General features: G+C 65.5%; 19 protein-coding genes. 10 read left to right on the top strand and 9 right to left on the bottom strand.

Annotated features, from left to right (window positions below):
- The 4 genes from B552_RS0114395 to B552_RS0114380 form a co-directional block, all read right to left on the bottom strand.
- The gene (locus tag B552_RS0114395) at positions 1-309 is read right to left on the bottom strand and encodes a YbeD family protein (RefSeq protein ID WP_019449732.1); all 309 of its coding nucleotides are present in this window, start codon (positions 307-309) and stop codon (positions 1-3) included.
- Between the two features lie 17 nt (positions 310-326).
- Entirely contained in the window at positions 327-1,520 is a 1,194-nt protein-coding gene (locus tag B552_RS0114390) for a D-alanyl-D-alanine carboxypeptidase family protein (protein ID WP_019449731.1), read from the bottom strand.
- A gap of 43 nt (positions 1,521-1,563) precedes the next feature.
- Positions 1,564-2,208 carry an alpha/beta hydrolase gene (locus B552_RS0114385; RefSeq protein ID WP_019449730.1) on the bottom strand — a complete coding sequence of 215 codons (645 nt, stop codon included), beginning with the start codon at positions 2,206-2,208 and terminating at the stop codon, positions 1,564-1,566.
- Positions 2,209-2,331: 123 nt separating this feature from the next.
- The gene (locus B552_RS0114380; protein ID WP_019449729.1) at positions 2,332-2,652 is read right to left on the bottom strand and encodes a ferredoxin; all 321 of its coding nucleotides are present in this window, start codon (positions 2,650-2,652) and stop codon (positions 2,332-2,334) included.
- 450 nt (positions 2,653-3,102) lie between these two features.
- Here B552_RS0114380 and B552_RS0114375 point away from each other — a divergent pair, with 450 nt between their 5' ends.
- The 4 genes from B552_RS0114375 to cmdF all read left to right on the top strand — a co-directional run bounded on the left by B552_RS0114375 (position 3,103) and on the right by cmdF (position 9,678).
- Positions 3,103-4,392 carry a dicarboxylate/amino acid:cation symporter gene (locus B552_RS0114375; protein WP_019449728.1) on the top strand — a complete coding sequence of 430 codons (1,290 nt, stop codon included), beginning with the start codon at positions 3,103-3,105 and terminating at the stop codon, positions 4,390-4,392.
- A gap of 118 nt (positions 4,393-4,510) precedes the next feature.
- Complete coding sequence (locus B552_RS0114370; protein WP_019449727.1) at positions 4,511-6,520, top strand: sensor histidine kinase; 2,010 nt, start codon at positions 4,511-4,513, stop codon at positions 6,518-6,520.
- A gap of 38 nt (positions 6,521-6,558) precedes the next feature.
- A complete protein-coding gene (locus B552_RS0114365) occupies positions 6,559-7,884 on the top strand; it encodes a sigma-54 dependent transcriptional regulator (RefSeq protein WP_026035658.1) in 1,326 nt (441 codons plus the stop codon).
- 189 nt (positions 7,885-8,073) lie between these two features.
- Entirely contained in the window at positions 8,074-9,678 is a 1,605-nt protein-coding gene (gene cmdF / locus B552_RS0114360; protein WP_019449725.1) for a tyrosine 2,3-aminomutase, read from the top strand.
- Between the two features lie 13 nt (positions 9,679-9,691).
- On the opposite strand, the gene B552_RS0114355 is transcribed toward cmdF, so the two are convergent.
- From B552_RS0114355 to B552_RS0114345, 3 genes are all read right to left on the bottom strand, one after another.
- Complete coding sequence (locus tag B552_RS0114355) at positions 9,692-11,794, bottom strand: ATP-dependent helicase (protein ID WP_019449724.1); 2,103 nt, start codon at positions 11,792-11,794, stop codon at positions 9,692-9,694.
- A 150-nt stretch (positions 11,795-11,944) separates the two neighbouring features.
- Entirely contained in the window at positions 11,945-12,484 is a 540-nt protein-coding gene (locus B552_RS0114350) for a TlpA disulfide reductase family protein (protein ID WP_019449723.1), read from the bottom strand.
- Between the two features lie 137 nt (positions 12,485-12,621).
- Positions 12,622-13,119 carry a thioredoxin gene (locus tag B552_RS0114345; protein WP_019449722.1) on the bottom strand — a complete coding sequence of 166 codons (498 nt, stop codon included), beginning with the start codon at positions 13,117-13,119 and terminating at the stop codon, positions 12,622-12,624.
- 133 nt (positions 13,120-13,252) lie between these two features.
- Here B552_RS0114345 and B552_RS0114340 point away from each other — a divergent pair, with 133 nt between their 5' ends.
- Entirely contained in the window at positions 13,253-13,828 is a 576-nt protein-coding gene (locus tag B552_RS0114340; RefSeq protein ID WP_019449721.1) for a hypothetical protein, read from the top strand.
- Positions 13,829-13,966: 138 nt separating this feature from the next.
- Positions 13,967-14,611: a LysE family transporter gene (locus B552_RS0114335; protein WP_019449720.1), complete on the top strand. Its 645-nt coding sequence runs from the start codon at positions 13,967-13,969 to the stop codon at positions 14,609-14,611.
- Between the two features lie 299 nt (positions 14,612-14,910).
- Here B552_RS0114335 and B552_RS0114325 read toward each other — a convergent pair whose 3' ends face one another.
- Both B552_RS0114325 and B552_RS0114320 read right to left on the bottom strand, forming a co-directional pair.
- Positions 14,911-16,449 carry a YifB family Mg chelatase-like AAA ATPase gene (locus B552_RS0114325; protein ID WP_019449718.1) on the bottom strand — a complete coding sequence of 513 codons (1,539 nt, stop codon included), beginning with the start codon at positions 16,447-16,449 and terminating at the stop codon, positions 14,911-14,913.
- Positions 16,450-16,531: 82 nt separating this feature from the next.
- Complete coding sequence (locus B552_RS0114320) at positions 16,532-16,789, bottom strand: accessory factor UbiK family protein (protein ID WP_019449717.1); 258 nt, start codon at positions 16,787-16,789, stop codon at positions 16,532-16,534.
- A gap of 585 nt (positions 16,790-17,374) precedes the next feature.
- Here B552_RS0114320 and B552_RS0114315 point away from each other — a divergent pair.
- From B552_RS0114315 to gshA, 4 genes are all read left to right on the top strand, one after another.
- A complete protein-coding gene (locus tag B552_RS0114315) occupies positions 17,375-18,187 on the top strand; it encodes a TorF family putative porin (RefSeq protein ID WP_019449716.1) in 813 nt (270 codons plus the stop codon).
- A gap of 52 nt (positions 18,188-18,239) precedes the next feature.
- A complete protein-coding gene (locus B552_RS0114310; protein WP_019449715.1) occupies positions 18,240-18,578 on the top strand; it encodes a P-II family nitrogen regulator in 339 nt (112 codons plus the stop codon).
- Between the two features lie 30 nt (positions 18,579-18,608).
- On the top strand, positions 18,609-20,165 hold the full coding sequence (amt, locus tag B552_RS0114305; RefSeq protein WP_019449714.1) for an ammonium transporter: 1,557 nt from the start codon (positions 18,609-18,611) through the stop codon (positions 20,163-20,165).
- A 446-nt stretch (positions 20,166-20,611) separates the two neighbouring features.
- Positions 20,612-21,907, top strand: coding sequence for a glutamate--cysteine ligase (gene gshA / locus B552_RS0114300; RefSeq protein WP_026035657.1), 1,296 nt, complete (start codon positions 20,612-20,614; stop codon positions 21,905-21,907).
- Positions 21,908-21,911: the final 4 nt, after the last annotated feature.

The following is a 21,911-nucleotide window of genomic DNA, read 5'->3' as shown; positions in this document are numbered from 1 at the left end:
TTACAGCACCACCTTGACCATCGGGTGCGCCGTCAGCGCGCGATACAGGTCATCGAGCTGCTCGCGGCTCGTGACCCAGACCGTCACGGTCAGTCCCAGGTAGTTGCCATTGCGCGACGGACGCATCTCCATCTTGCCGGCGTGGAAGTTGGGATCGAAGTCCTGCACCAGCGTCACGATGGCTTCGGCGAAGCCATCCTGCATCGCGCCCATGACCTTGATCGGAAAATCGCTCGGATACTCGATCAGCGACTGTTCCGGCGGAATCTCCCCCGGAATTAGCGGACCGTTGTTCGAATCGGTAGACATCTCGAATCCTTGAAGCCTTACTTGCGCTTGAACCAGAGGCGGATCGTATCCCACAGGCGGCCGAAGAAGCCGGCCTCGGGCACTTCCTCGAGCGCCACCACCGGGAATTCCGCCACCTTGGTGGTGCCATCCATCATCTTGACCGTGCCCACCTGCTGGCCGGCCGCGATCGGCGCAATCAGCAGTTCCTGGCGCTCCAGCACCGGCTTGAGGCGCGAGCCCGTGCCCTTGGGCACCGTGATATACGTCTCATTGGCCACACCGATCTTGATCGTGCCAGCCTTGCCCTTGTAGATGTCCGGCGTGGCCAGCACCTGGCCCTTGTCATACAGGCGCAGCGTGTCGAAGAACTGGAAGCCGTAGTTCAGGATCTTCAGGCTTTCCTGCGTACGGATCTGCTCGGTGGCCGTGCCGATCACGATCGACACCAGGCGGCGCGAACCGTTGGGCACATTGGCCAGCGGACGCTTTGCCGACGAGATCAGGCAGTAGCCGGCGGACTTCGTGTGGCCGGTCTTCACGCCGTCCACGGTCGGGTCGATGTACAGCAGGCGGTTGCGGTTCGGCTGCCTGATCTTGTTATAGGTGAACTCCTTCTGCGAGTACATCGAGTAGTACTCCGGGAAGTCCTTGATCAGGCGCGTGGTCAGCGTGGCCAGGTCCACCGCCGTGGTGTAGTGGTTCGGATCGGGAACGCCGTCGGTGTTCGCGAAGTGCGTGTTCTTCATGCCCATGCGCTGGGCTTCGCGATTCATCATCGCGACGAAGCCTTCCTCGGAACCGCCCACGGCCTCGGCCAGCGCCAGCGACGCATCGTTGCCCGACTGGACGATCAGGCCCTGCAGCAGGTCATTCACGCTGACCGGCTTGCCGGCCTCGATGAACATGCGCGATTCATCGCTTTTCACCTTGCGCACGATGTCGGTCGGCGTGATGATCTGGTCCAGCGTGAGGCGCTTTTCCTTGATGGCCTCGAAGGCCAGGTAGGCCGTCATCAGCTTGGTCAGCGAGGCGGGCTCGATGCGCAGGTCTGCATTCTGCGAGGCCAGCGCCTGGCCGCTCGTTACGTCGAACAGCATCCAGGACTTGGCGGCGACCTGCGGCACCGGCACGGTCTGTGCCAGTACGGTGGCGGGCGCCGCGGCGAGCGTCGCGGCAACGATGACGGGGGCAAGGGCGGACGCGAGGTACGGCGTGGCTCTGTTCAGCATGGGTAGGTTTCCAACGATAAAGGGATGTCGCGGACGGGACGGCTCACCGTTCCCACGCGTTGACGACAAGCTGCTTGATCAGGTGCAGCTTGCGGTGAAAAAAATGGTCGGCGCCGGGAATGACGATCACCGGCAGTTCCTGCGGGCGCGCCCAGTCGAGCACGCTGGCCAGCGGCACGGTGTCGTCCTGCTCGCCATGAATCACGATGGTATCGGCGGGCACGGTGGCCACGTCCCAGCGGCTTGTGGCGGTGCCCACCAGCACCAGGCGCTGCGCAGGCGTGCCCGCCTCTGCCAGGCGGCGCGCCACGTGCGTCTGCACGAAGCTGCCAAACGAGAAGCCGCCGAGCGCCAGCGGCAGCGTGGCCACATCGGGGGACCACGCGGTCTGGGTGCGCATCCAGTCGATCACGGCCAGCAGGTCGTCCTGCTCGCCGATGCCCGCGTCGTGCTCGCCCGCCGTGCCGCCCACGCCACGGAAGTTCGGGCGCACGGTGGCATAGCCCAGCGCCACGAACGTGCGCGCCAGCGTCTGCGCCACCTTGTTGTCCTTGGTGCCCGCGAACAGCGGGTGCGGATGGGCCACAAGCGCCAGGCCGCGCACGGGCGCGTTCTGCGGCAGATCGATCGAAATGTCGATGGCGCCGACTGGGCCGGCGATGGTGGTGACCTGGGTATGCGCGTTCATGGTGGCAGGAGGCTCTTGCACAACGGGACTGCGGAACAACGGAACAACGGGACTACGGGACTACGAGAAAGCGGGACAACAAAAAACCGGGCAAGACCCGGCATGGCCCGGCGGGTAGCGGTATCAGCGGTCTACCATCAGTCGCTTCACGGGCTTGCCGTTGACCAGATGGCTGTCGATGATTTCGTCGATGTCCTGCTCGTCGACGAAGGTGTACCAGACGGCCTCGGGGTAGACCACCAGCACCGGCCCGAGTTCACACCGGTTCAGGCAGCCGGCCTTGTTGATGCGCACGCGGCCTTCGCCGCCGGCGATGCCAAGCTCCTTGCAGCGCTTCTTGGCGTATTCCTGCATGGCCTTTGCATTGTGGTCGGCGCAGCAGGCCGAGCCGTCGTCGCGCTGGTTCAGGCAGAAGAAGACGTGGTGTTGGTAGTAGCTGCTCATGACGGCTGACTTGGGGGCGCGGCATGGCGATGGCGCCAATGCACGGGAATCGGAAGCACGGAATTATACGTGGTCACGACGACCGTTCAGTGCCCAAAGGCCGCTGGCAACCGCACGGAATTCCGGAATTTCCGCCGCGCCCGCCGCCATTCGAGCGCGCGGCACCCGGAAACCACGCCTGGGTGAGCCGTCTGCGCCACATATCGGGCCGATGAAGGCCTTTGCGGGGTCCGAAACTCCGGAGCCGCACATTCCGGATTTCCGGAATTCCGGAGTCCTGTCGCGTGCGGATTAGCCGCTTTCCTTGCAAATCAATGACTTGCGAATTCCCGTCAGGGTGGCACGTCTGTTGCAAATAGTTACCTCCAGACGCGCCGCCGCGCAATCGAGGCGCGCAACGCGCCACGCCATCGAGCGCCGGGCACCGGTCAAAACACCGAGGACGACATCATGAGGAAACCCTTTTACAAGATCCTGTACGTGCAGGTCCTGTTCGCGATTTTCGTGGGCATCCTGCTGGGCCATTTCTGGCCCGACACCGGCGTGGAAATGAAGCCGCTGGGCGACGCCTTCATCAAGCTGATCAAGATGATCATCGGTCCGATCATCTTCTGTACCGTGGTGTCCGGCATTGCCGGCATGCGCGACATGAAGAAGGTGGGCCGCGTGGGCGGCAAGGCGCTGCTGTACTTCGAGATCGTCTCGACCTTCGCGCTGCTGATCGGCCTGATCGCATCGCACGCGCTCAAGCCCGGCGTGGGTTTCAACATCGATCCGGCCACGCTGGATGCGAAGGCGATCTCGCAATACGTGACGAAGGCGCACGGCCAGAGCACGGTCGAGTTCTTCATGCACATCATCCCGGACACGCTCTTCAGCGCGTTTTCCAATGGCGACATCCTGCAGATCCTGCTGGTCTCGCTGTTCTTCGGATCGGCGCTGGCCGTGGTGGGTGACCGCGCACGTGTCATCCACGAGATGGTGGACCAGGTGTCGAAGGTGTTCTTCCACATCGTTCACGTGATTACCAAGGTGGCCCCGATCGGCGCGTTCGGCGCCATGGCATTCACGATCGGCAAGTACGGCCTGGGTTCGCTGATTCCGCTGCTCAAGCTGATCGGCACGTTCTACTTCACGGCCATCGTGTTCGTGCTGGTGGTGCTGGGCACCGTGGCGCGCCTGACCGGCTTCTCGATCCTCCGCTTCCTCTCGTACATCAAGGAAGAGCTGCTGATCGTGCTCGGCACCAGCTCCTCGGAAGCCGCGCTGCCGCACCTGATGGAGAAGATGGAGAAGCTGGGCTGCTCGAAGTCGGTGGTGGGTCTGGTCGTGCCGACCGGCTACTCGTTCAACTTGGATGGCACCAACATCTACATGACGATGGCGGTGGTATTTATCGCCCAGGCCATGAACATCGAGCTGACGCTGATGCAGCAGCTGACGATCCTGGCCGTGGCCATGGTGACGTCGAAGGGCGCCAGTGGCGTGACCGGCTCGGGCTTTATCACGCTGGCCGCCACGCTGGCCGTGGTGCCGACGATTCCGGTGGCCGGCATGGTGCTGATCCTCGGTATCGACCGCTTCATGAGCGAATGCCGCGCGCTGACCAACATCGTCGGCAATGGCGTGGCCACCGTGGTGGTGTCGGCCTGGGAACATGAACTTGACCGCGCCCGCCTGAGCCGCGTGCTGCGGGGCGAAGATGACGCAGGTACCCTCGCCGACGCCAGCACCCGCTGACGTGACCCGGAAAGCGACCGGCGCACCCCCGGAGGGTGCCGCCGGCGCTATCCCGGATGAACCCGCCGGCACCTCCGGCCAGCGGGTATCATCGGCGCGAGAACTTCCGCGCGCGCCGATGCCCCATTCCGACGACTTCCTTGCCGTGCATGACCCTGCCGCGCCCGGTCCGGTGCACGCGCCGGAGTCGAGCACGCGCTGGTGGGGGTTTGCCGCCGCGCTGCTGGTTGGCCTGCTGGCATTGTGCTCGCTGACCTGGCTGTTCTCGGTACAGCGCGGCATCGCGGCATTGCAGCAGTCCACGGCAATGCGCGCGGATCGCTATGCGGCCACGCTCGAATCGACGCTGGACCGCTACGAATTCCTTCCTGCGCTGGTATCGCTGCACCCTTCGGTGCGCGCGCTGCTGGCGTCGCCCAAAGACCCGGCCCGCATTGCCGCGGTCAATGACTATCTCACCGAGGTCAACAGCCGGGCCCGCGCGTCAGCCACCTATGTGATTGCCGCCGACGGCCTGGCGCTGGCCGCCAGCAACCATGGCGAGCCGGGCAGCTTCGTCGGCACCGACTATCGCTTCCGCCCGTACTTCCAGATGGCCTCGCACGGCCAGATCGGCCGCTTCTACGCGATCGGCGTCACCAGCGACGAACCGGGGTACTACATCGCCCAGCCGATCGAATCGGCTGGCAAGGTGATCGGCGTGACCGTGGTGAAGCTGAACCTGGAGTGGTTCCAGCGTGCCGGCGCGGGCAGCACCGAGCCGCTGATGGTGTCCGACGACCATGGTGTGATCTTCCTGTCCTCGGTGCCGGGCTGGCAGTACCGCACGCTGCGGCCCGTGCCCCCCGCACTGCAGGCCGAGTTGCACAAGACGCGCCAGTATCACGATGTCGACGTCACGCCGTTGCCGATGCAGCCGCTTGATTCGCCGGTCTCGCGCTGGCTGGCCAGCACCACGCTCAACGACGGCGAGCGGCTGGTGCGCGTGGGCCCGGCGGGCAGGGACGCCGGCCCAAGGGCGCCGAATGGGATCGACCCGGAGAATGCGCACTTCGGCTTGTCCGGTGATGGCGCGGACCGCTACCTGGAGATCAATCGTGCCGTGGGGCCGGCCGGCTGGAACATGCAGGTAATGGCGCCGCTGGACCCGGTGCTGGCGAACGCGCGCAGCGCGACGATCGGCGCGGCGCTGGCCTATGCCTGTATCTGCCTGCTGCTGGTGAACCTGCGCCAGCGCCGTCAGCGTGCGCGCGACATGCAGTACAGCCGCCGGCTGCTGGAAGCCGCCTATGACGAACTCGAACGCCGCGTGGAAGCGCGCACGGCCGACCTGATGGCGATCAACGAGCAGCTTGAAGGCGAAGTGGCCGAGCGCACGCGCGCCGAGAGCGAGCTGCGCGCCACGCAGGACGAACTGGTGCAGGCCAGCAAGCTGGCTGCGCTCGGACAGATGGCGGCCGGCATCACGCATGAACTGAACCAGCCGCTGGCGGCACTGCGCACGTTCTCGGACAACACGCGCGTGCTGCTGGAGCGTGGCCAGCTCGACGCAGCCACCGGCAATCTTTCCGCCATCGCCGACCTGACCGAGCGGATGGGCAAGATCACGGGTCAGCTCAAGCTGTTTGCCGGCAAGGCACGCCAGCGCCGCAACGCGGTCCGCGTACGTGGCGCCATCGATCACGTGCTGCAGCTGACTGCCCCGCGCCTGGGGCACGTGATGCTGAGAGTGCGCGGACTCGATGGCGAGGCCGCCGACCTGGCGGTATGGGCCGACGAGCTCAAGCTCGAACAGGTGCTGCTGAATCTCGTCGGCAATGCGCTAGACGCCATTGCCGCAAGTGGGGCGCATGATGGCCGCGTGGATATCACCGTGGGCGCCACGGAAGAGACCGTGACGCTGGCCGTGCGCGACAATGGCGCCGGGATCGCCCCGGATGCGCTGCCGCGTCTGTTCGAACCGTTCTTCACGACCAAGGAAATCGGGCAGGGGCTCGGCCTTGGGCTGGCGATCTCGTCATCGATCGTGCGGGAATTCGGCGGACAACTGACAGCCGGCAATGTCGAAGGTGGCGGTGCGGAATTCGTTGTGACGTTGCGGCGCACGCGCCAGACGGTCCCGGCCTGAAAACGGCCTGAAGGAAGGCAGGTAAATTCATGATTGCGATGCAGGACGGATTGCGGGTGCTGTTCGTCGAGGACGAACCGCTGGTGCGCCAGGCCACGGCGCAGAGCCTGGAACTGGCCGGATTCACGGTGCTGGCGCTGCCATCCGCCGAGGCGGCGATGCCACACCTGAGCGCCGAGTTTCCCGGGGTGCTGGTGACCGATGTGCGCCTGTCCGGCGCGAGCGGGCTTGACCTGCTGCAGCACTGCCGTAACGCGGCGCCCGGCGTGCCGGTGATCCTGGTCACGGGGCACGGCGATATCACGATGGCCGTGCAGGCGATGCGCGAGGGCGCCTATGACTTCATCGAGAAGCCGTTCGGCGCCGACCGCCTGACCGAAACCGTGCGCCGCGCGCTGGAACGCCGCGCGCTAGAACTCGAAAACCGCGCGCTGCGCCGCGAACTGGCCGGCCCGGCAGCAGGTACGCGGATCATCGGACGTTCGCCGGCCATCGCGCAGGTGCGCGACCTGATTGCCAACGTGGCGGCCACCGACGTGCCGGTGATGATCAACGGCGAAACCGGCACCGGCAAGGAGCTGGTGGCGCGCAGCCTGCACGCGTTGTCCACGCGGGCCGACGCCCCGTTTATCGCGCTGAACTGCGGCGCCGTGCCGGAGGCGATTTTCGAGAGCGAAATGTTCGGCCACGAGTCAGGTGCCTTCACCGGCGCGGGCAAGCGCCGCATTGGCAAGCTCGAACATGCGTCGGGCGGCACGCTGTTCCTGGACGAGATCGAGAGCATGCCGCTGGCGCTGCAGGTAAAGCTGCTGCGCGTGCTGCAGGAGGGCACGCTGGAACGCCTGGGATCGAATACGTCGGTGCCGATCGACGTGCGCATCATCGCCGCGGCCAAGGGCGACATGGAGGGGCTGGTGGCGCAGGGCTTGTTCCGTCAGGACCTGTTGTACCGGCTCAACGTGGTGACGATTCCGCTGCCGCCATTGCGCGAACGGCGCGAGGATATCGTGCCGCTGTTCGAGCACTTCATGCTCGTGGCTGCCGTGCGCTACCAGCGCCCGGCGCCGATCCTTTCCGAGATGCAGCGCCAGCAACTAATGCAGCGGCCCTGGCCCGGCAACGTGCGTGAACTGCGCAACGCGGCGGACCGGCTGATTCTGGGCGTGCCGGAGGGCGGACAGACTGGCGGCAAACCTGATTCAGCCGACGAATCGACCCCGCTGCGCGAGCGGATGGAGCGCTACGAGCGTGCCGTTATTGCCGATACGCTGGCCCGCACCGGCGGCGCGGTCAGCCAGGCCGCCGACCTGCTGCAAGTGGGCAAGGCGACGCTTTACGACAAGATCAAACGATACGGACTGTAACGTCCGCACTCCGCGGATTCGGAGGTCGGTACACTCTGGCCCGGCCCTCTCCCCCGGCCCCTCTCCCGCCATGCGGGAGAGGGGAGTACACCGAAGGCATTTCAATTGCTGGTGGTTTGCTCCCCTCTCCCGCGCGCGGGAGAGGGGCGGGGGAGAGGGCAAGCGTCTCCACAGCTACCGCCCCGACCCATGTCCAACGCCGCACATCCAGCCGATATCGACGGCTACAACCTGACCCCCGACGCTGTCACAGCCATCGCGCGTGGCGAACGTGCTGCCCACGTGCCCGGCGCCGTCCTCGACAAGGTCGGCGACGCCCGCGCCCGTTTCGAGCAGTTGGCCGCCGCCAACGTGCCGATCTATGGCGTGTCCACGGGCTTCGGCGAACTGGTGCACAACTGGGTCGATATCGAGCATGGCCGGGCGCTGCAGGAGAACCTGCTGCGCAGCCACTGCGCGGGCGTGGGCCCGCTGTTCTCGCGCGACGAAGTGCGCGCGATGATGGTGGCGCGAGCCAATGCGCTGTCGCGCGGGTATTCGGCGGTGCGCCCCATCGTCATCGAACAACTGCTGAAGTACCTGGACGCCGGCATCACGCCGGCCGTGCCGCAGGTGGGCTCGCTGGGCGCAAGCGGGGACCTCGCGCCGCTGTCGCATGTGGCCATCACGCTGATTGGCGAAGGCAAGGTACTGACCGCCGACGGCGGCACGGCGCCCACGGCCGAAGTGCTGCGTGCGCACGGCATCGAACCGATCGCTCTGGCCTACAAGGAAGGGCTGGCGCTGATCAACGGTACCTCGGCGATGACCGGGGTGTCATGCCTGCTGCTGGAGACGCTGCGCGCGCAGGTCCGCCAGGCTGAGGTCATCGCCGCACTGGCGCTGGAAGGCTTGTCCGCGTCGGCCGATGCGTTCATGGCGAATGGGCACGACATCGCCAAGCCGCACCCGGGGCAGATCAGTTCCGCGGCGAATATGCGTGCGCTGCTGGCCGATTCCACGCGGCTGTCCGGTCACGGCGAGTTGTCCACGGAAATGAAGTCGCGCGCGGGCGATGCCAAGAACACCGGCACGGGCGTTTTCATCCAGAAGGCCTACTCGCTGCGCTGCATTCCGCAGGTGCTCGGCGCGGTGCGCGATACGCTTGACCATTGCGCGAGCGTGGTAGAGCGCGAACTCAATTCATCGAACGACAACCCGCTGTTCTTCGAGGACGGCGCGCTGTTTCACGGCGGCAACTTCCACGGCCAGCAGGTGGCATTCGCGATGGACTTCCTGGCCATCGCCGCAACGCAACTGGGCGTGCTGTCCGAGCGCCGCCTGAACCGTCTGCTGAGCCCGCACCTGAACAACAATCTGCCCGCGTTTCTGGCGGCTGCGAACGAAGGGCTGTCTTGCGGGTTTGCCGGCGCGCAGTACCCGGCCACGGCGCTGATCGCCGAGAACCGCACGATCTGCAGCCCGGCCAGCATTCAGAGCGTGCCGTCGAACGGCGACAACCAGGATGTGGTCAGCATGGGGCTGATCGCCGCGCGCAATGCACGCCGCATCCTCGACAATAACCAGTACATCCTGGCGCTGGAACTGCTGGCGGCATGCCAGGCAGCCGAACTGGCCGGGGCCGTCGAGCAACTGGCGCCAGCCGGGCGCGCGGTATTTGCGTTCGTGCGCGAGCGGGTGCCGTTCCTGTCGATGGATCGCTACATGACCGACGACATCGAATTGATCGCCGCGCTGCTGCGGCAGGGCGCGCTGGTCGACGTCGTGCGGCGCGCGGGCATCGAACTGAACTGACGCGGGCTGGCCGCTACTTCCACATGCCGCGCATGCGGGTGGCGAGATCTACCTGCGGCAGAGCGGGTTTTGCCTGGCCTTCGCCCGGCATCGGCGCGGGCGGCCACGAGCGGCTGTAGAAGTTCGGCATCACGCGATTGGGCAGGAAGCGCGTGCGCGATGCATAGACGTGGCGGTCGCCAAAGCCAACCTGGTTGTGCACATAGAAGCGCTGCGGCACGACGATGTCGAGGTGGTCGCGCGCACGCGTCATCGCCACGTACATCAGGCGCCGCTCTTCCTCGATTTCTTCAGTGGTGCCGGTGGCAAGGTCGGACGGCATGCAGCCATCGACGGCATTGAGCACGTACACGGCCTTCCATTCCTGACCTTTGGCCGAATGGATCGTCGACAGGATCAGGTAGTCCTCGTCGCGCGAGGGGACGCCCGATTCGTCGCTCGATGCGCTGGGCGGGTCGAGTGTCAGTTCGGTCAGAAAGCGTTCGCGCGACGCATAGGTGGCCGCGATGCGTTCGATCTGCTGCAGGTCGGCCTGCCGCGCGGCGGCATCGTCGTGCATCCGTTCCAGATGCGGCATATACCAGGCAATCACCTGTTCGAATTCCGACGGCCATGGCGAAGCGGGCGCCATCAGCGCGCGTGCCAGCGTCAGCAGCTCATCCCATGCGGGACCGGCCGCCGGTGGCGGCTCGAACGCGTCGAGCGCAACCAGCGGCTCGGTGGCCGCTTCCAGCCCTTCAAGCACGCGTGCGGCGGTCTTCGGGCCGATGCCGGGCAGCAGCTGCAGCGTGCGGAAACCAGCCATGCGGTCGCGCGGGTTTTCCAGCCAGCGCACCACGGCCATCACGTCCTTGACGTGGGTCGATTCCAGAAACTTCAGCCCGCCGAATTTCACGAACGGGATATTGCGCCGCGCCAGTTCGATCTCCACCTGCGCGCTGTGGTCGGCGGCCCGGAACAGCACCGCCTGCGACATCAGTGTCAGTCCTGCCTCGCGGCGCGCCAGCACCTGTTCGACAACGAAGCGCGCCTGGTCGGCCTCGTCGTTGACCACCACCACGCCGGGCTTCTCCGCCGATTCGCGCAGCGACCAGAGATCCTTGGTGAAGCGCTCTGCCGCCAGGCCGATCACGGCGTTGGCCGCGTGCAGGATCGGCTGCGTCGAACGGTAGTTCTGTGACAGCGTGACCTGCTCGGCAGGCGGCGAGAATTGCGTCGGGAAGTCGAGGATATTGCGCACCGTGGCGCCGCGGAATGCATAGATCGACTGGGCGTCGTCGCCCACCACGGTCAGGCCCCGGCCATCGGGCTTCAGTGCCAGCAGGATCGACGCCTGCAGCGCATTGGTGTCCTGGTACTCGTCGACCAGCACATGGTCGAAGCGCGCGCCCATGTCCTGCGCCAGCGCGGGCTCGGTCATCGCCTGCGCCCAGTAGAGCAGCAGGTCGTCGTAGTCGAGCACCTGCTGCTTCTGCTTGGCTTCCACATAGGCAGCGAACAGGCCCTTGAGCGCGTCGGCCCACATCGCGTAGCGCGGAAACTGCGTTTTCAGCACCACTTCCAGCGGCAACTGCGTGTTGACCGCGCGCGAGTAGATCGCGAGGCAGGTCTCCTTGCGCGGGAAGCGCGATGTCTGCTCCGACAGCCCGAGGTCGTGGCGCACCACGTGCATCAGGTCGGCAGAATCGCCACGGTCGCTGATCGTGAACGTGGGGGCCAGCCCGAGCGTTTCAGCGTACTCGCGAAGCAGGCGCGCGCCGATGGCGTGGAACGTGCCCGACCACTGCAGCGCGGCGCGGCCTGCGCCGGTCTGGATGCCAAGTGCCTGATCGACGATACGCTCCACGCGACGGCCCATTTCGGAGGCCGCACGGCGCGAGAACGTCAGCAGCAGGATGCGGCGCGGGTCCGCGCCATTCACCACCAGATGAGCCACGCGATGCGCAAGCGTGTTGGTCTTGCCCGAACCCGCACCCGCGATGATCAGCAGCGGGGCATCACCGTCAAATTCCACGGCGGCGCGCTGCTCCGGGTTCAACCGGGACAGGTAGGCGCGGGTGTCGGTGGCTTCGGCGGCAACGTCGGCGTCAGCTTCGGGGGCGAGATCCGGTAACACGGCAGGGAAGGGAGTCGGACGGGATGAGAAAAATCTGGCGCTCACTGTATATCCATACAGCTATGACAGGCAAGCGCCCTGGCCGTCCGTGACAGCATGGCAACAAAAAAGGTGCCGCATGGGCACCTTTTCGATGAAGATCGGGGATGTTCAGGCCCCGCTGGCCAGTGCGCCATCGAGCAGCTTGTGCAGCGCGTCCCACTCGGGCTCGCCCACGTAGCGCTTGAGGATCTTGCCGTTCTTGTCCACCACGAAGGTGGTCGGCGTGAGCTGGACGTTACCGAAGGCCTTGGCTGCCGCGCCGTCTGCGTCCATCGCCACCTTGAAGGGCAGTTCGCGGGTCTTGGCGTAGTTCATCACGTACATCGGCGGGTCGTAGTTCATCGCCACGGCCACGAAGTCCAGTCCCTTATCCTTGAACTCCTTGTAGGTGCTGACCATCTGCGGCATTTCCTTGACGCAGGTGGCGCAGCTCGTGGCCCAGAAGTTGATCAGGTACACCTTGCCCTTGAGGTCGCCGGTGCTGATCTTCTCGCCCGAAAGCAGCGTGAATGTGGCATCGGGGACGGTATTGGCCGGCGTCATCGCGCGGTAGCCGAAGAAGCCGAGCAGCGCGACGATCACGATTGCAACGGCAATCGGCCAGCGCTTCTTGCTAGATGGGGTGGCAGGGGTGGCGGTATTGGACATGGAATTACGGTCCCGGGGGAAGCCATCGATTGACAGCGGCCATTCTACTGCCGCATGTGCCGGGAAGCAGCATGGCCGATCAAATGCGCATTATCTGCGTCATTTCGCCGCAAGCGGCGGCGTTGGGCTAATTCGGGCTACTTTGCCGCAGCCGGCCGTTCCGCAAGCTTCGCGCGTGCCGTATCCATGGCCTGTTCGAGATAGGCGCCGTAGAAGTCCCCCTGCATGCCGCGCAGCGGCGCGGCCAGGTTGCGGCCATTGCGGTCCAGGAACAGCACGGTCGGGGCTACCGAGATATTGCGGGCGCGCGCCCACTGCTTCGCGGTGGTCATGGTGCCGTCGGCGTCGCGTATCGGCGTGTCGGCCGTCATGTCGAGTTCGCGCGCGGTGATCTCGCCAGCGGCAGTCTGCGGCGCCAGATAGTTGCGTCGAGCTGTCTCGCAAAATGTGCAGTCGGGCAGGCTGACCAGTATGACGAGTGGTTCGCCCTGTTGCGCAGCCGCGGCGGATTGCGCGGCAATATCGGTGACGGGCGGCAGGTGACTCGCGGCCATCGACGCGCCAGCGCCGGCCAGCAGCGCCAGCGCGGCGAACAGATGCAATGCGGGACGGAGCAGGGGGTGACGGGGCGACATGCTGGAGTCTCGGTAATGGGCGCGGCGTGTGACGTTGCTTGTGACGCTGCTTGTGACGTTGCGTATGACGTCGTGCGGATGCGCGCGGCTTCCCGGATAATACCGGCTTGCGCCAGATTGCGCCGACATCCCCATGCGCCCCCTGATCTCTCGATTCCACCTGCTGCTTGCTGCCCTCCTGCTGGCCCTGGCCGGCTGCTCGCCGCGCTACGACTGGCGCACGATCGTCTCGAACGATGGCCAGTACGCGGCGATGTACCCGGACAAGCCAACCAGCGCCGCGCGCGACGTGGCCATCGCCGGGCGCAAGCTGCCGATGCGCATGGAGGCCGCGCGGATCGACAACACGCTGTTCGCCGTTGGCGTGGTCACCCTGCCCGGCGATGACGCCGAACTGCGGCGCGAGGCACTGGCGTCGATGCAGGCCGGCCTCGTTGCCAACCTTGGCGCTCATCCCGATTCGCCTGCGCGGTCGCGCCCGGTCACCGTCATGTCAGCCGCCCAGCCGCCCGTTGCGCTCGACGGCGTGGAGGTGTCGGTTGCCGGCGTATCGCTGCAGGACAAGTCGCCGCGCAGGCTGACCGCCCGTCTGGTGGCTTCGGGAGCGCGTGTCTATCAGGCCGTGGTGGTTGAAGCTGGCGATGCGGCGCGGGATGCGCGGCAGGCTGAGCAGGTGGATCAGTTTCTGACCAGTTTTCACCCCTTTTAGAAACCGTTTCGGAATGATTCTGGCGTCGTTGCGCGGCCTTGCCGTACTACTTGTACTGTCTGCGGCCGCGCGCCTAGCCAGAACCGCTTCGCTTCATTCCGAAGCGGTTTCTTAGTTATATCAATCAAGGAGTCTGCAATGCGTTGGGAAGTCTGGCTGGCTTATTTTGCCGCGTGCTGGGTAATCGCGGTTTCGCCCGGGTCGGGTGCCGTGCTGTCGATGAGCCATGGCCTGTCCTACGGGTTGAAGAAGACGTCGACGACGATCATGGGCCTGCAGACCGGGCTGGTCATCATCCTGCTGATTGCCGGTGGTGGCCTTGGCGCGTTGCTGCTGGCATCGGAGGAAGCGTTCCTGATCGTCAAGACGATTGGCGCGATGTACCTGATCTACCTGGGCATCCAGCAATGGCGCTCGAAGGTCGAGACGAACCAGCAGGACGCCCAGGACAAGACCGTGCGCGTGGCCGTCATGAGCCGGCGCCGGCGCTTTGCCACCGGCTTGCTGACCAACGTCACCAACCCCAAGGGCATCATTTTCATGGTGGCCGTGCTGCCGCAGTTCATCGATCCGGCCCATCAACTCGGGCCGCAACTGGCCATCCTGGCCGCGACGATGTGCTTTGTCGATCTGATCGTGATGCATGGCTACGCGCTGCTGGCGTCGCGCATGCAGGGCCTGTTCCGCAATGCGCGTGCCGTGCGCTGGCAGAACCGGTTCTTCGGCAGCGTGCTGGTGGCGGTGGGGACTGCGCTGTTCTTCGTGCGCCGGCACCACGCCTGAGTGCACGGCAGGTAGCGCATGGCCGCCGGGTTTGCTTCAATGAGGAGTGACCAGGAAATCATGGAGGCCACCATGCGCGCCGTCATCCACCTGCACGTCCCTTATGGTGCTCACAGGGAGGGTGCTCACAGGGAGCCGCCTCCCGATGAACCGACCCCGCCCGGCTTCCCGGCCGACCAGCCGCCAATCGAGGAACCGCCGCCGCCACCGGTGGAGCCCCCGGTTTGAGTGGCACTGAAACGGCACCGAAACGGATTTGAAGCGCAGAAGGCCCGCAACATTGCGGGCCTTTGTCATTCCTAGGCCGTTCGCAGCACCCGCCGGTACTGGATGGCCTCGGCCACGTGGGTGGCCGTCAGGACTTCCGCGCCATCGAGGTCGGCAATCGTTCTTGCCACCTTCAGCACGCGAAAGTACGCGCGCGTTGACCAGCCCAGTTTCTGCATCGCGCCGCGCAGCAGGGTCTGCGCTTCGGTGTCGAGCGGGCAGTGCGTGTCGATCGCGCGGCCTGCCAGTTCGCTGTTCGGCGTGCCTTGCCGCGCCATCTGGCGTTCGCGGGCGGCCACGGCCCGGGCACGTACGGCGTCGCTCGGTTCCCCGGGCGGGCCGTCGAAGATCTCCTGCTGGCTCTGGGCGGGCACCTCGATCTGCAGGTCCACTCGATCGAGCAATGGTCCCGAAATGCGTGCCTGATAGCGCTGAATCTGGTCGGGCGTGCAGCGGCACATGCGGGTGGGATGTCCGAGATAGCCACACGGGCACGGATTCATCGCCGCCACAAACTGAAAGCGCGCCGGGAAATCGGCCTGCGCCGTCGCGCGCGAGATCGTGATGCGGCCTGTTTCCAGCGGTTCGCGCAGGACTTCGAGCACGCGCCGCTCGAATTCCGGCAGTTCGTCGAGGAAGAGCACGCCATGATGGGCCAGCGAGATTTCCCCCGGCCGTGGCGTGCCGCCACCGCCGACCAGGGCCGGGGCGCTGGCCGTGTGGTGCGGGCTGCGGAATGGCCGCCGGCCCCACCGGGATGGCTGGAAGCCGCCCGCAGTCAGGCTTTGCACCGCCGCTGCCTCCAGCGCCTCGGCCTCGGTCATCGGCGGCAGCAAGGCCGGAAAGCGCTGGGCTAGCATCGACTTTCCCGTGCCCGGCGGGCCAACCAGCAGGACCGAATGCTGCCCCGCGGCGGCGATCTCCATGGCGCGGCGGGCCTGTACCTGGCCGCGAACGTCGCGCATGTCGGGTCCGTCGGCGGGCGCCGCACTGGGGGCCGGCGGCTGCGCGCGCGGCAGCGGCCGCTCGGGCAGCAGGCCGACATGGTGGCAGACGTCGCGCAGCGTATTCCCTGCATAGACCGCTACCGCTTCCACCAGCGCCGCTTCCTGGCCGTTCTCGCTCGCCACGATGAACGCGCGCGGTGCGTGGTCCTGCCCGGCACGCTGTGCGTTGTCGCGCGCCAGCCCCATCGCCATTGCCAGCGCGCCGCGCACGGGGCGCAGATCGCCTGCCAGCGATAGCTCGCCGGCAAATTCGAAGGCGTCGAGCGCGTCGGCCGGCAACTGCCCGCTGGCGGCCAGGATGCCCAGTGCAATCGCCAGGTCGAAGCGGCCGGATTCCTTGGGCAGGTCGGCGGGCGCCAGGTTGACCGTGATGCGCCGGTTGGGGAACTCGAACTCGCTGTTGAGCAGCGCCGCGCGCACGCGTTCGCGGCTTTCGCGGACCTCGGTGTCGGCCAGCCCGACGATATTGAAGGCCGGCAGGCCGTTCGCAAGGTGGATCTCGACCGAGACGGGCAGCGCCTCGATTCCGGTCAGGGCGCGGCTGCGCAGGACTGCCAGGCTCATGGTTTTGCGGAAGTGTTAACGAAAAAGGCCACCGGGTTGCGGTGGCCTTTCTGGCGATGGAAGGAGAGGCGCGTGCGCCTGGTCATGCTCCGCCGGTCGGGGTGCCGCCAGCGCGGCGCTCAAGTTCCACCACGCGGGCTTCGAGTTCCTCGAGCCGTGCGCGCGTGCGCGCCAGCACCTGCGACTGGACGTCGAATTCCTCGCGCGTGACCAGGTCCAGGCGCGCAAAGCCCTGCGTCATCATGCTGCGCACGTTTTTCTCGATGTCCTTGGCCGGCGAGTTGCGCAGCGCTTCGCTGACCTTGTTCTGCAGGTCGTTGAAGAGATCGGTCGGTTTCATGGTGGAACTCCTGTGGTGACCAATTTTTGGATCGTCTGGGGTCAGGCTGCCGCGCGTCGTGGTCCGCCAAGGCCCGCTGCGGCCCCAGCGCCATGTTTGCACCGTAGTGGGGCGTCCAGGCGGCGCGCACCCCGGGCATACCCGCATCGATGCTGCACTGCTCTGGGGCGAGACGCGTGGCCGGGCGGTTGGCACGTGTGGCTGGCCGCATCGCCGAACCCGGGACGCGCCAAGCACGCAGCACTTGACCCTGCATGACGCGGATTATGGCGCTTCGGCGCCCGCCATGAAAGCTCCGACAAGGCTTGTTCACATCTTTTAACGGATTTTCGATGCGTTCATTGGTAGGCGCTGGTCTCCGCCGATCGTCAAAAAAGTGGTGCAAACCACGCTCTGCCAACGCGTGGCGCCCGTCCGACCGGGGCCGTCAGCGGTGCGTCGGGACGGGGCGCCGGGGCTGGCACGGCTGTTGCAGTACAGCAACCGGGAGCGTCACCACCATAAGGCAGCAAGCCACCAAGCCAAGCAGCAGTCCCTTCTTGTTTACGAGCCAGCGAAGAACGCAAAGGAAAAGGAGAAAAACAGATGAAGAAGTCGAGCCTCGCAGTCAACGCCGCTGCGGCCCTGCTCAGCCTTGCCGCCCCGGTCGCGTTCGCACAGAGCGCACCGGCACCGGCAGCGGACCCGGCGGCGGCAGCCGCACCTGCCGCCGCCGAGCCGGCATCGCCACACACCTTCACGGCCAACGTGGCGCTGGCGTCCGACTACCGCTATCGCGGTCTCACGCAGACCAACCGCCGTCCGGCCATCCAGGGCGGATTCGACTATTCGCACGAGAGCGGCTTCTACATCGGCAACTGGAACTCGAACATCAGCTGGATCTCGGATGCCGACAAGAGCGTGTCGGCGCCGATCGAGATGGACTTCTACGGCGGCTTCAAGAACACGTTCAAGGCGAGCGGCCTCGAGTTCAACTATGACGTCGGCGCGCTGCAGTACTTCTACCCGGGCGGCTACTCCACGCCGCGTCCGTACACCACCGAGGTGTATGCAGGCATCGGCTACGGTCCGGTGTTCCTGAAGTACTCGCAGGCCCTGACCAACCTGTTCGGCATCGCCAACAGCCAGTACAGCAGCTATATCGACCTCGCCGTCAACTATCCGCTGAACGTGTGGGACCTCACGCTGAACGCGCATATCGGCTACCAGAATGTCCAGCACATCAGCGCCGCTTCGTATCTGGACTGGAAGCTCGGCCTGACCAAGGACCTGGGCAAGGGCTTCGCGCTGGCAGTGGCCTATATCGGCACCAATGCGAAGGAGTCGTTCTATACGAACAGCTACAACCACAACGTCGGCAACAACACCGCGTGGGTCTCGCTTTCCAAGACTTTCTAATTGAGCGTCAGCCAGGGCGGGCCGACGCTGGCCTGCCCACAGGAGATAACCGATGAAACTCATCATTGCAGTCATCAAGCCGTTCAAGCTCGACGAGGTGCGCGAAGCTCTCTCGGACGTGGGCGTGTCCGGCATCACCGTGACCGAGGTCAAGGGCTTCGGCCGCCAGAAGGGTCACACGGAGCTGTATCGCGGCGCCGAGTACATCGTCGACTTCCTGCCCAAGGTGAAGATCGAAGTGGCGGTGCCGGACGAGGTGGTGGAACGCGCCATCGAGGCAGTGGAAAAGTCGGCTCGCACCGGCAAGATCGGCGACGGCAAGATCTTCGTCGCACCAATAGAACAAGTCATTCGCATCCGCACCGGCGAGACCGGCAGCGATGCACTGTGACACGAGACACCCCTCACAGAGGTTAAGCACATGAAAACCTGGTTCAAGCGATTCCTGACGGCCGGCGCGATGACGCTGGCGCTCGGCACGGCCGGCCTCGGCGTATCCACCCACGCCGTGGCGCAGGACAAGCCCGCAGCCGAAGCATCGGCCGCGACGGCGGCTGCCGCACCGGCTGCGGCCCCCGCCGCTGCACCCGCTGCCGCACCCGCCGCGGCTGCCGCTGCCGCCCCTGCAGCAGCACCTGCCGAAGCCGCTGCTGCGCCGGCCGCTCCGGTGCCGAACAAGGGCGATACCGCCTGGCTGCTGATCTCCACGGCGTTCGTGATCCTGATGACGCTGCCGGGCCTGGCGCTGTTCTACGGCGGTCTGGTCCGCTCGAAGAACATGCTGTCGGTGCTGATGCAGTGTCTGGTGATCTTCTCGGTGATCTCGATCCTGTGGGCCATCTACGGCTACAGCTTCGCGTTCACCGAAGGCAACGCATTCTTCGGCGGCACGGACCGGCTGTTCATGAAGGGCCTGACGGTTGACGCCGTGGCCGCCACGTTCAGCAAGGGCGTGGTGGTGCCGGAACTGGGCTACTTCGCGTTCCAGTGTGCGTTCGCGGCGATCACCTGCAGCCTGATCATCGGTGCGTTCGCCGAGCGCGCCAAGTTCTCGGCGGTGCTGGTGTTCGTGGTGATCTGGTTCACGTTCGCCTATATCCCGATGGCGCACATGGTCTGGTTCTGGCCCGGCCCTGACGCTTACACCGACGCTGCGGCTGGTACGGCTGCCACCGCCAAGTCCGGCTGGCTGTTCCAGAAGGGCGCGCTCGACTTCGCGGGCGGCACCGTGGTGCATATCAACGCCGCCGTGGCGGGCCTGGTCGGTGCGTTCATGTTCGGCAAGCGTATCGGCTTCGGCCGCGAGGCAATCCGTCCGCACAGCCTGACCTTCACGATGGTGGGCGCCTCGCTGCTGTGGTTCGGCTGGTTCGGCTTCAACGCCGGCTCGGCCCTGGAAGCCAACGGCAGCGCCGCACTGGCCTTCGTCAACACGCTGCTGGCCACCGCTGCCGCAGTGCTGTCGTGGACGTTCGGTGAATGGATCGGCAAGGGCAAGCCGTCGATGCTCGGCGGTGCCTCGGGTGCCGTGGCCGGCCTCGTGGCGATCACCCCGGCAGCCGGCTTCGTCGGCCCGATGGGTTCGATCGCGCTTGGCCTGATCGCTGGCCTGATGTGCCTGTGGGGCGTGACCGGCCTGAAGCGCATGCTGGGCATGGACGACTCGCTGGACGTGTTCGGCGTGCACGGCGTGGGCGGTATCCTCGGCGCGCTGCTGACCGGCGTGTTCGCCTCGCCGAGCCTGGGCGGCACCGGCATCTACGACTACGTTACCAACAAGGTGGCCGACGACTACTCGATCGCCGGGCAGGTCTGGATCCAGTTCCAGGGCGTGCTGACCACGATCGTGTGGTCGGGCGTGGTGGCCCTGGTGGCCTACAAGCTGGTGGACATGCTGATTGGCCTGCGCGTCCCGGAAGAAGAAGAGCGCGAAGGCCTGGATATCACCTCGCACGGCGAAACCGCGTACGAAGCCTGATATCCGCAAAAGCGTTGTGCTGGAGAGCTGATTGGGAATCTTCTCTCAGGAGTATTGCCCCGGCCTTGCGCCGGGGTTTTTTTATTTGTTGACGCACGTGCATTTCAAACGGCCGTCAGTATTCGCAGGGTGCTTAAATCGGATCTTAAAAAGTCTCAATTGTCTTTGGGGGGCTGCGGGCATAGAGTGCCAGTGAGGCAGTTTCCTCCACCTGCAGAACGCTCCCCGTATCTGTCAGGCCATTTGAAAGCGCGGCACCACGCCGCGCTTTTTTTTTCGTCCAGGGCGGGGCGCCGTCACCCCGGGCCTTTGAATTGCACGAACCATCCCCATATCGACATCCCTTATGCTGGCGTCTGCATATGCTTATGCAAGGGGCGCCTGCAGCCTCATGGCCGTTCCTCTACAATCGGGGCGGACAATAAAGCTGATTCTCTAGGATGGATATGGTCCCGCATCTCATCACCGCGCTGAACGGTCCGCTGCTCGAACTCGAGAAGAAGATCCTGGACGCCACCCCGTCCATCGAGCGCTGGTTCAGGCTGGAATGGCAGGAGCATACTCCGCCGTTCTATTGTTCCGTAGACCTGCGCAACGCCGGCTTCAAGCTGGCGCCGGTCGATACCAACCTGTTTCCAGGCGGTTTCAACAACCTCGCGCCCGAAATGCTGCCACTGGCCGTCCAGGCCGCCATGGCCGCGATCGAGAAGATCTGCCCGGACGCCAAGAACCTGCTGCTGATCCCGGAGCGCCACACGCGCAACATGTTCTATCTGCAGAATGTGGCGCGGCTGTCGCTGATCATGCGTCAGGCGGGGCTGAACGTGCGCCTGGGTTCGCTGTCCGAGGAAATCACCGAGCCGACCCCGATCGAGCTGCCCGACGGCCAGACGCTGGTGGTGGAGCCGCTCGCACGCCTGGGCACCAAGGGTCGCCGGCTGGGCCTCAAGGACTTCGATCCGTGTTCGATCCTGCTGAACAACGACCTGTCTGCCGGCATCCCCCCGATCCTGGAAAACATCCACGAGCAGTATCTGCTGCCGCCGTTGCATGCCGGCTGGTCCACCCGCCGCAAGAGCAGCCACTTCGCCGCCTATGACGAGGTTGCCAAGAAGTTCGCCAAGCTGATCGACATCGATCCGTGGATGGTGAACCCGTACTTCGCGCGGACGACCGGTGTGAACTTCCACGAGCGCATTGGCGAAGAGGAACTGGCCGATGCCGTGGAAGGCGTGCTCAAGAAGATTGCGAAGAAGTATCGCGAGTACGGTATCAAGGAAACGCCGTACGTGGTGGTGAAGGCCGACGCGGGCACCTACGGCATGGGCATCATGACCGTACGCGACCCGTCCGAGATAAAGGGCCTGAACCGCAAGGAACGGAACAAGATGAGCGTCGTGAAGGAAGGCCTCGAGGTCTCCGACGTGATCATCCAGGAAGGCGTCCACACGTTTGAGAAGGTCAATGAGGCCGTGGCCGAGCCGGTGGTCTACATGATCGACCGCTACGTGGTGGGCGGCTTCTACCGCGTGCACACGGGCCGTGGCAACGACGAGAACCTGAACGCACCGGGCATGCACTTCGTGCCGCTGGCCTTTGCGCCGAACGGCATTCCGGACAGCCATGCCAAGCCCGGCGCGGCCGTGCCGAACCGCTTCTACATGTATGGCGTGGTGGCGCGGCTGGCGCTGCTGGCCGCATCGCTGGAGCTTGAGAAGACCGACCCGAACCCGACCATCTGATCCG

This window comes from Cupriavidus sp. BIS7 (assembly GCF_000292345.1).
GTDB lineage: Bacteria > Pseudomonadota > Gammaproteobacteria > Burkholderiales > Burkholderiaceae > Cupriavidus.
Note: the sequence above shows the minus strand (reverse complement) of the source record. Positions and strands in the feature narration are given on the sequence as shown.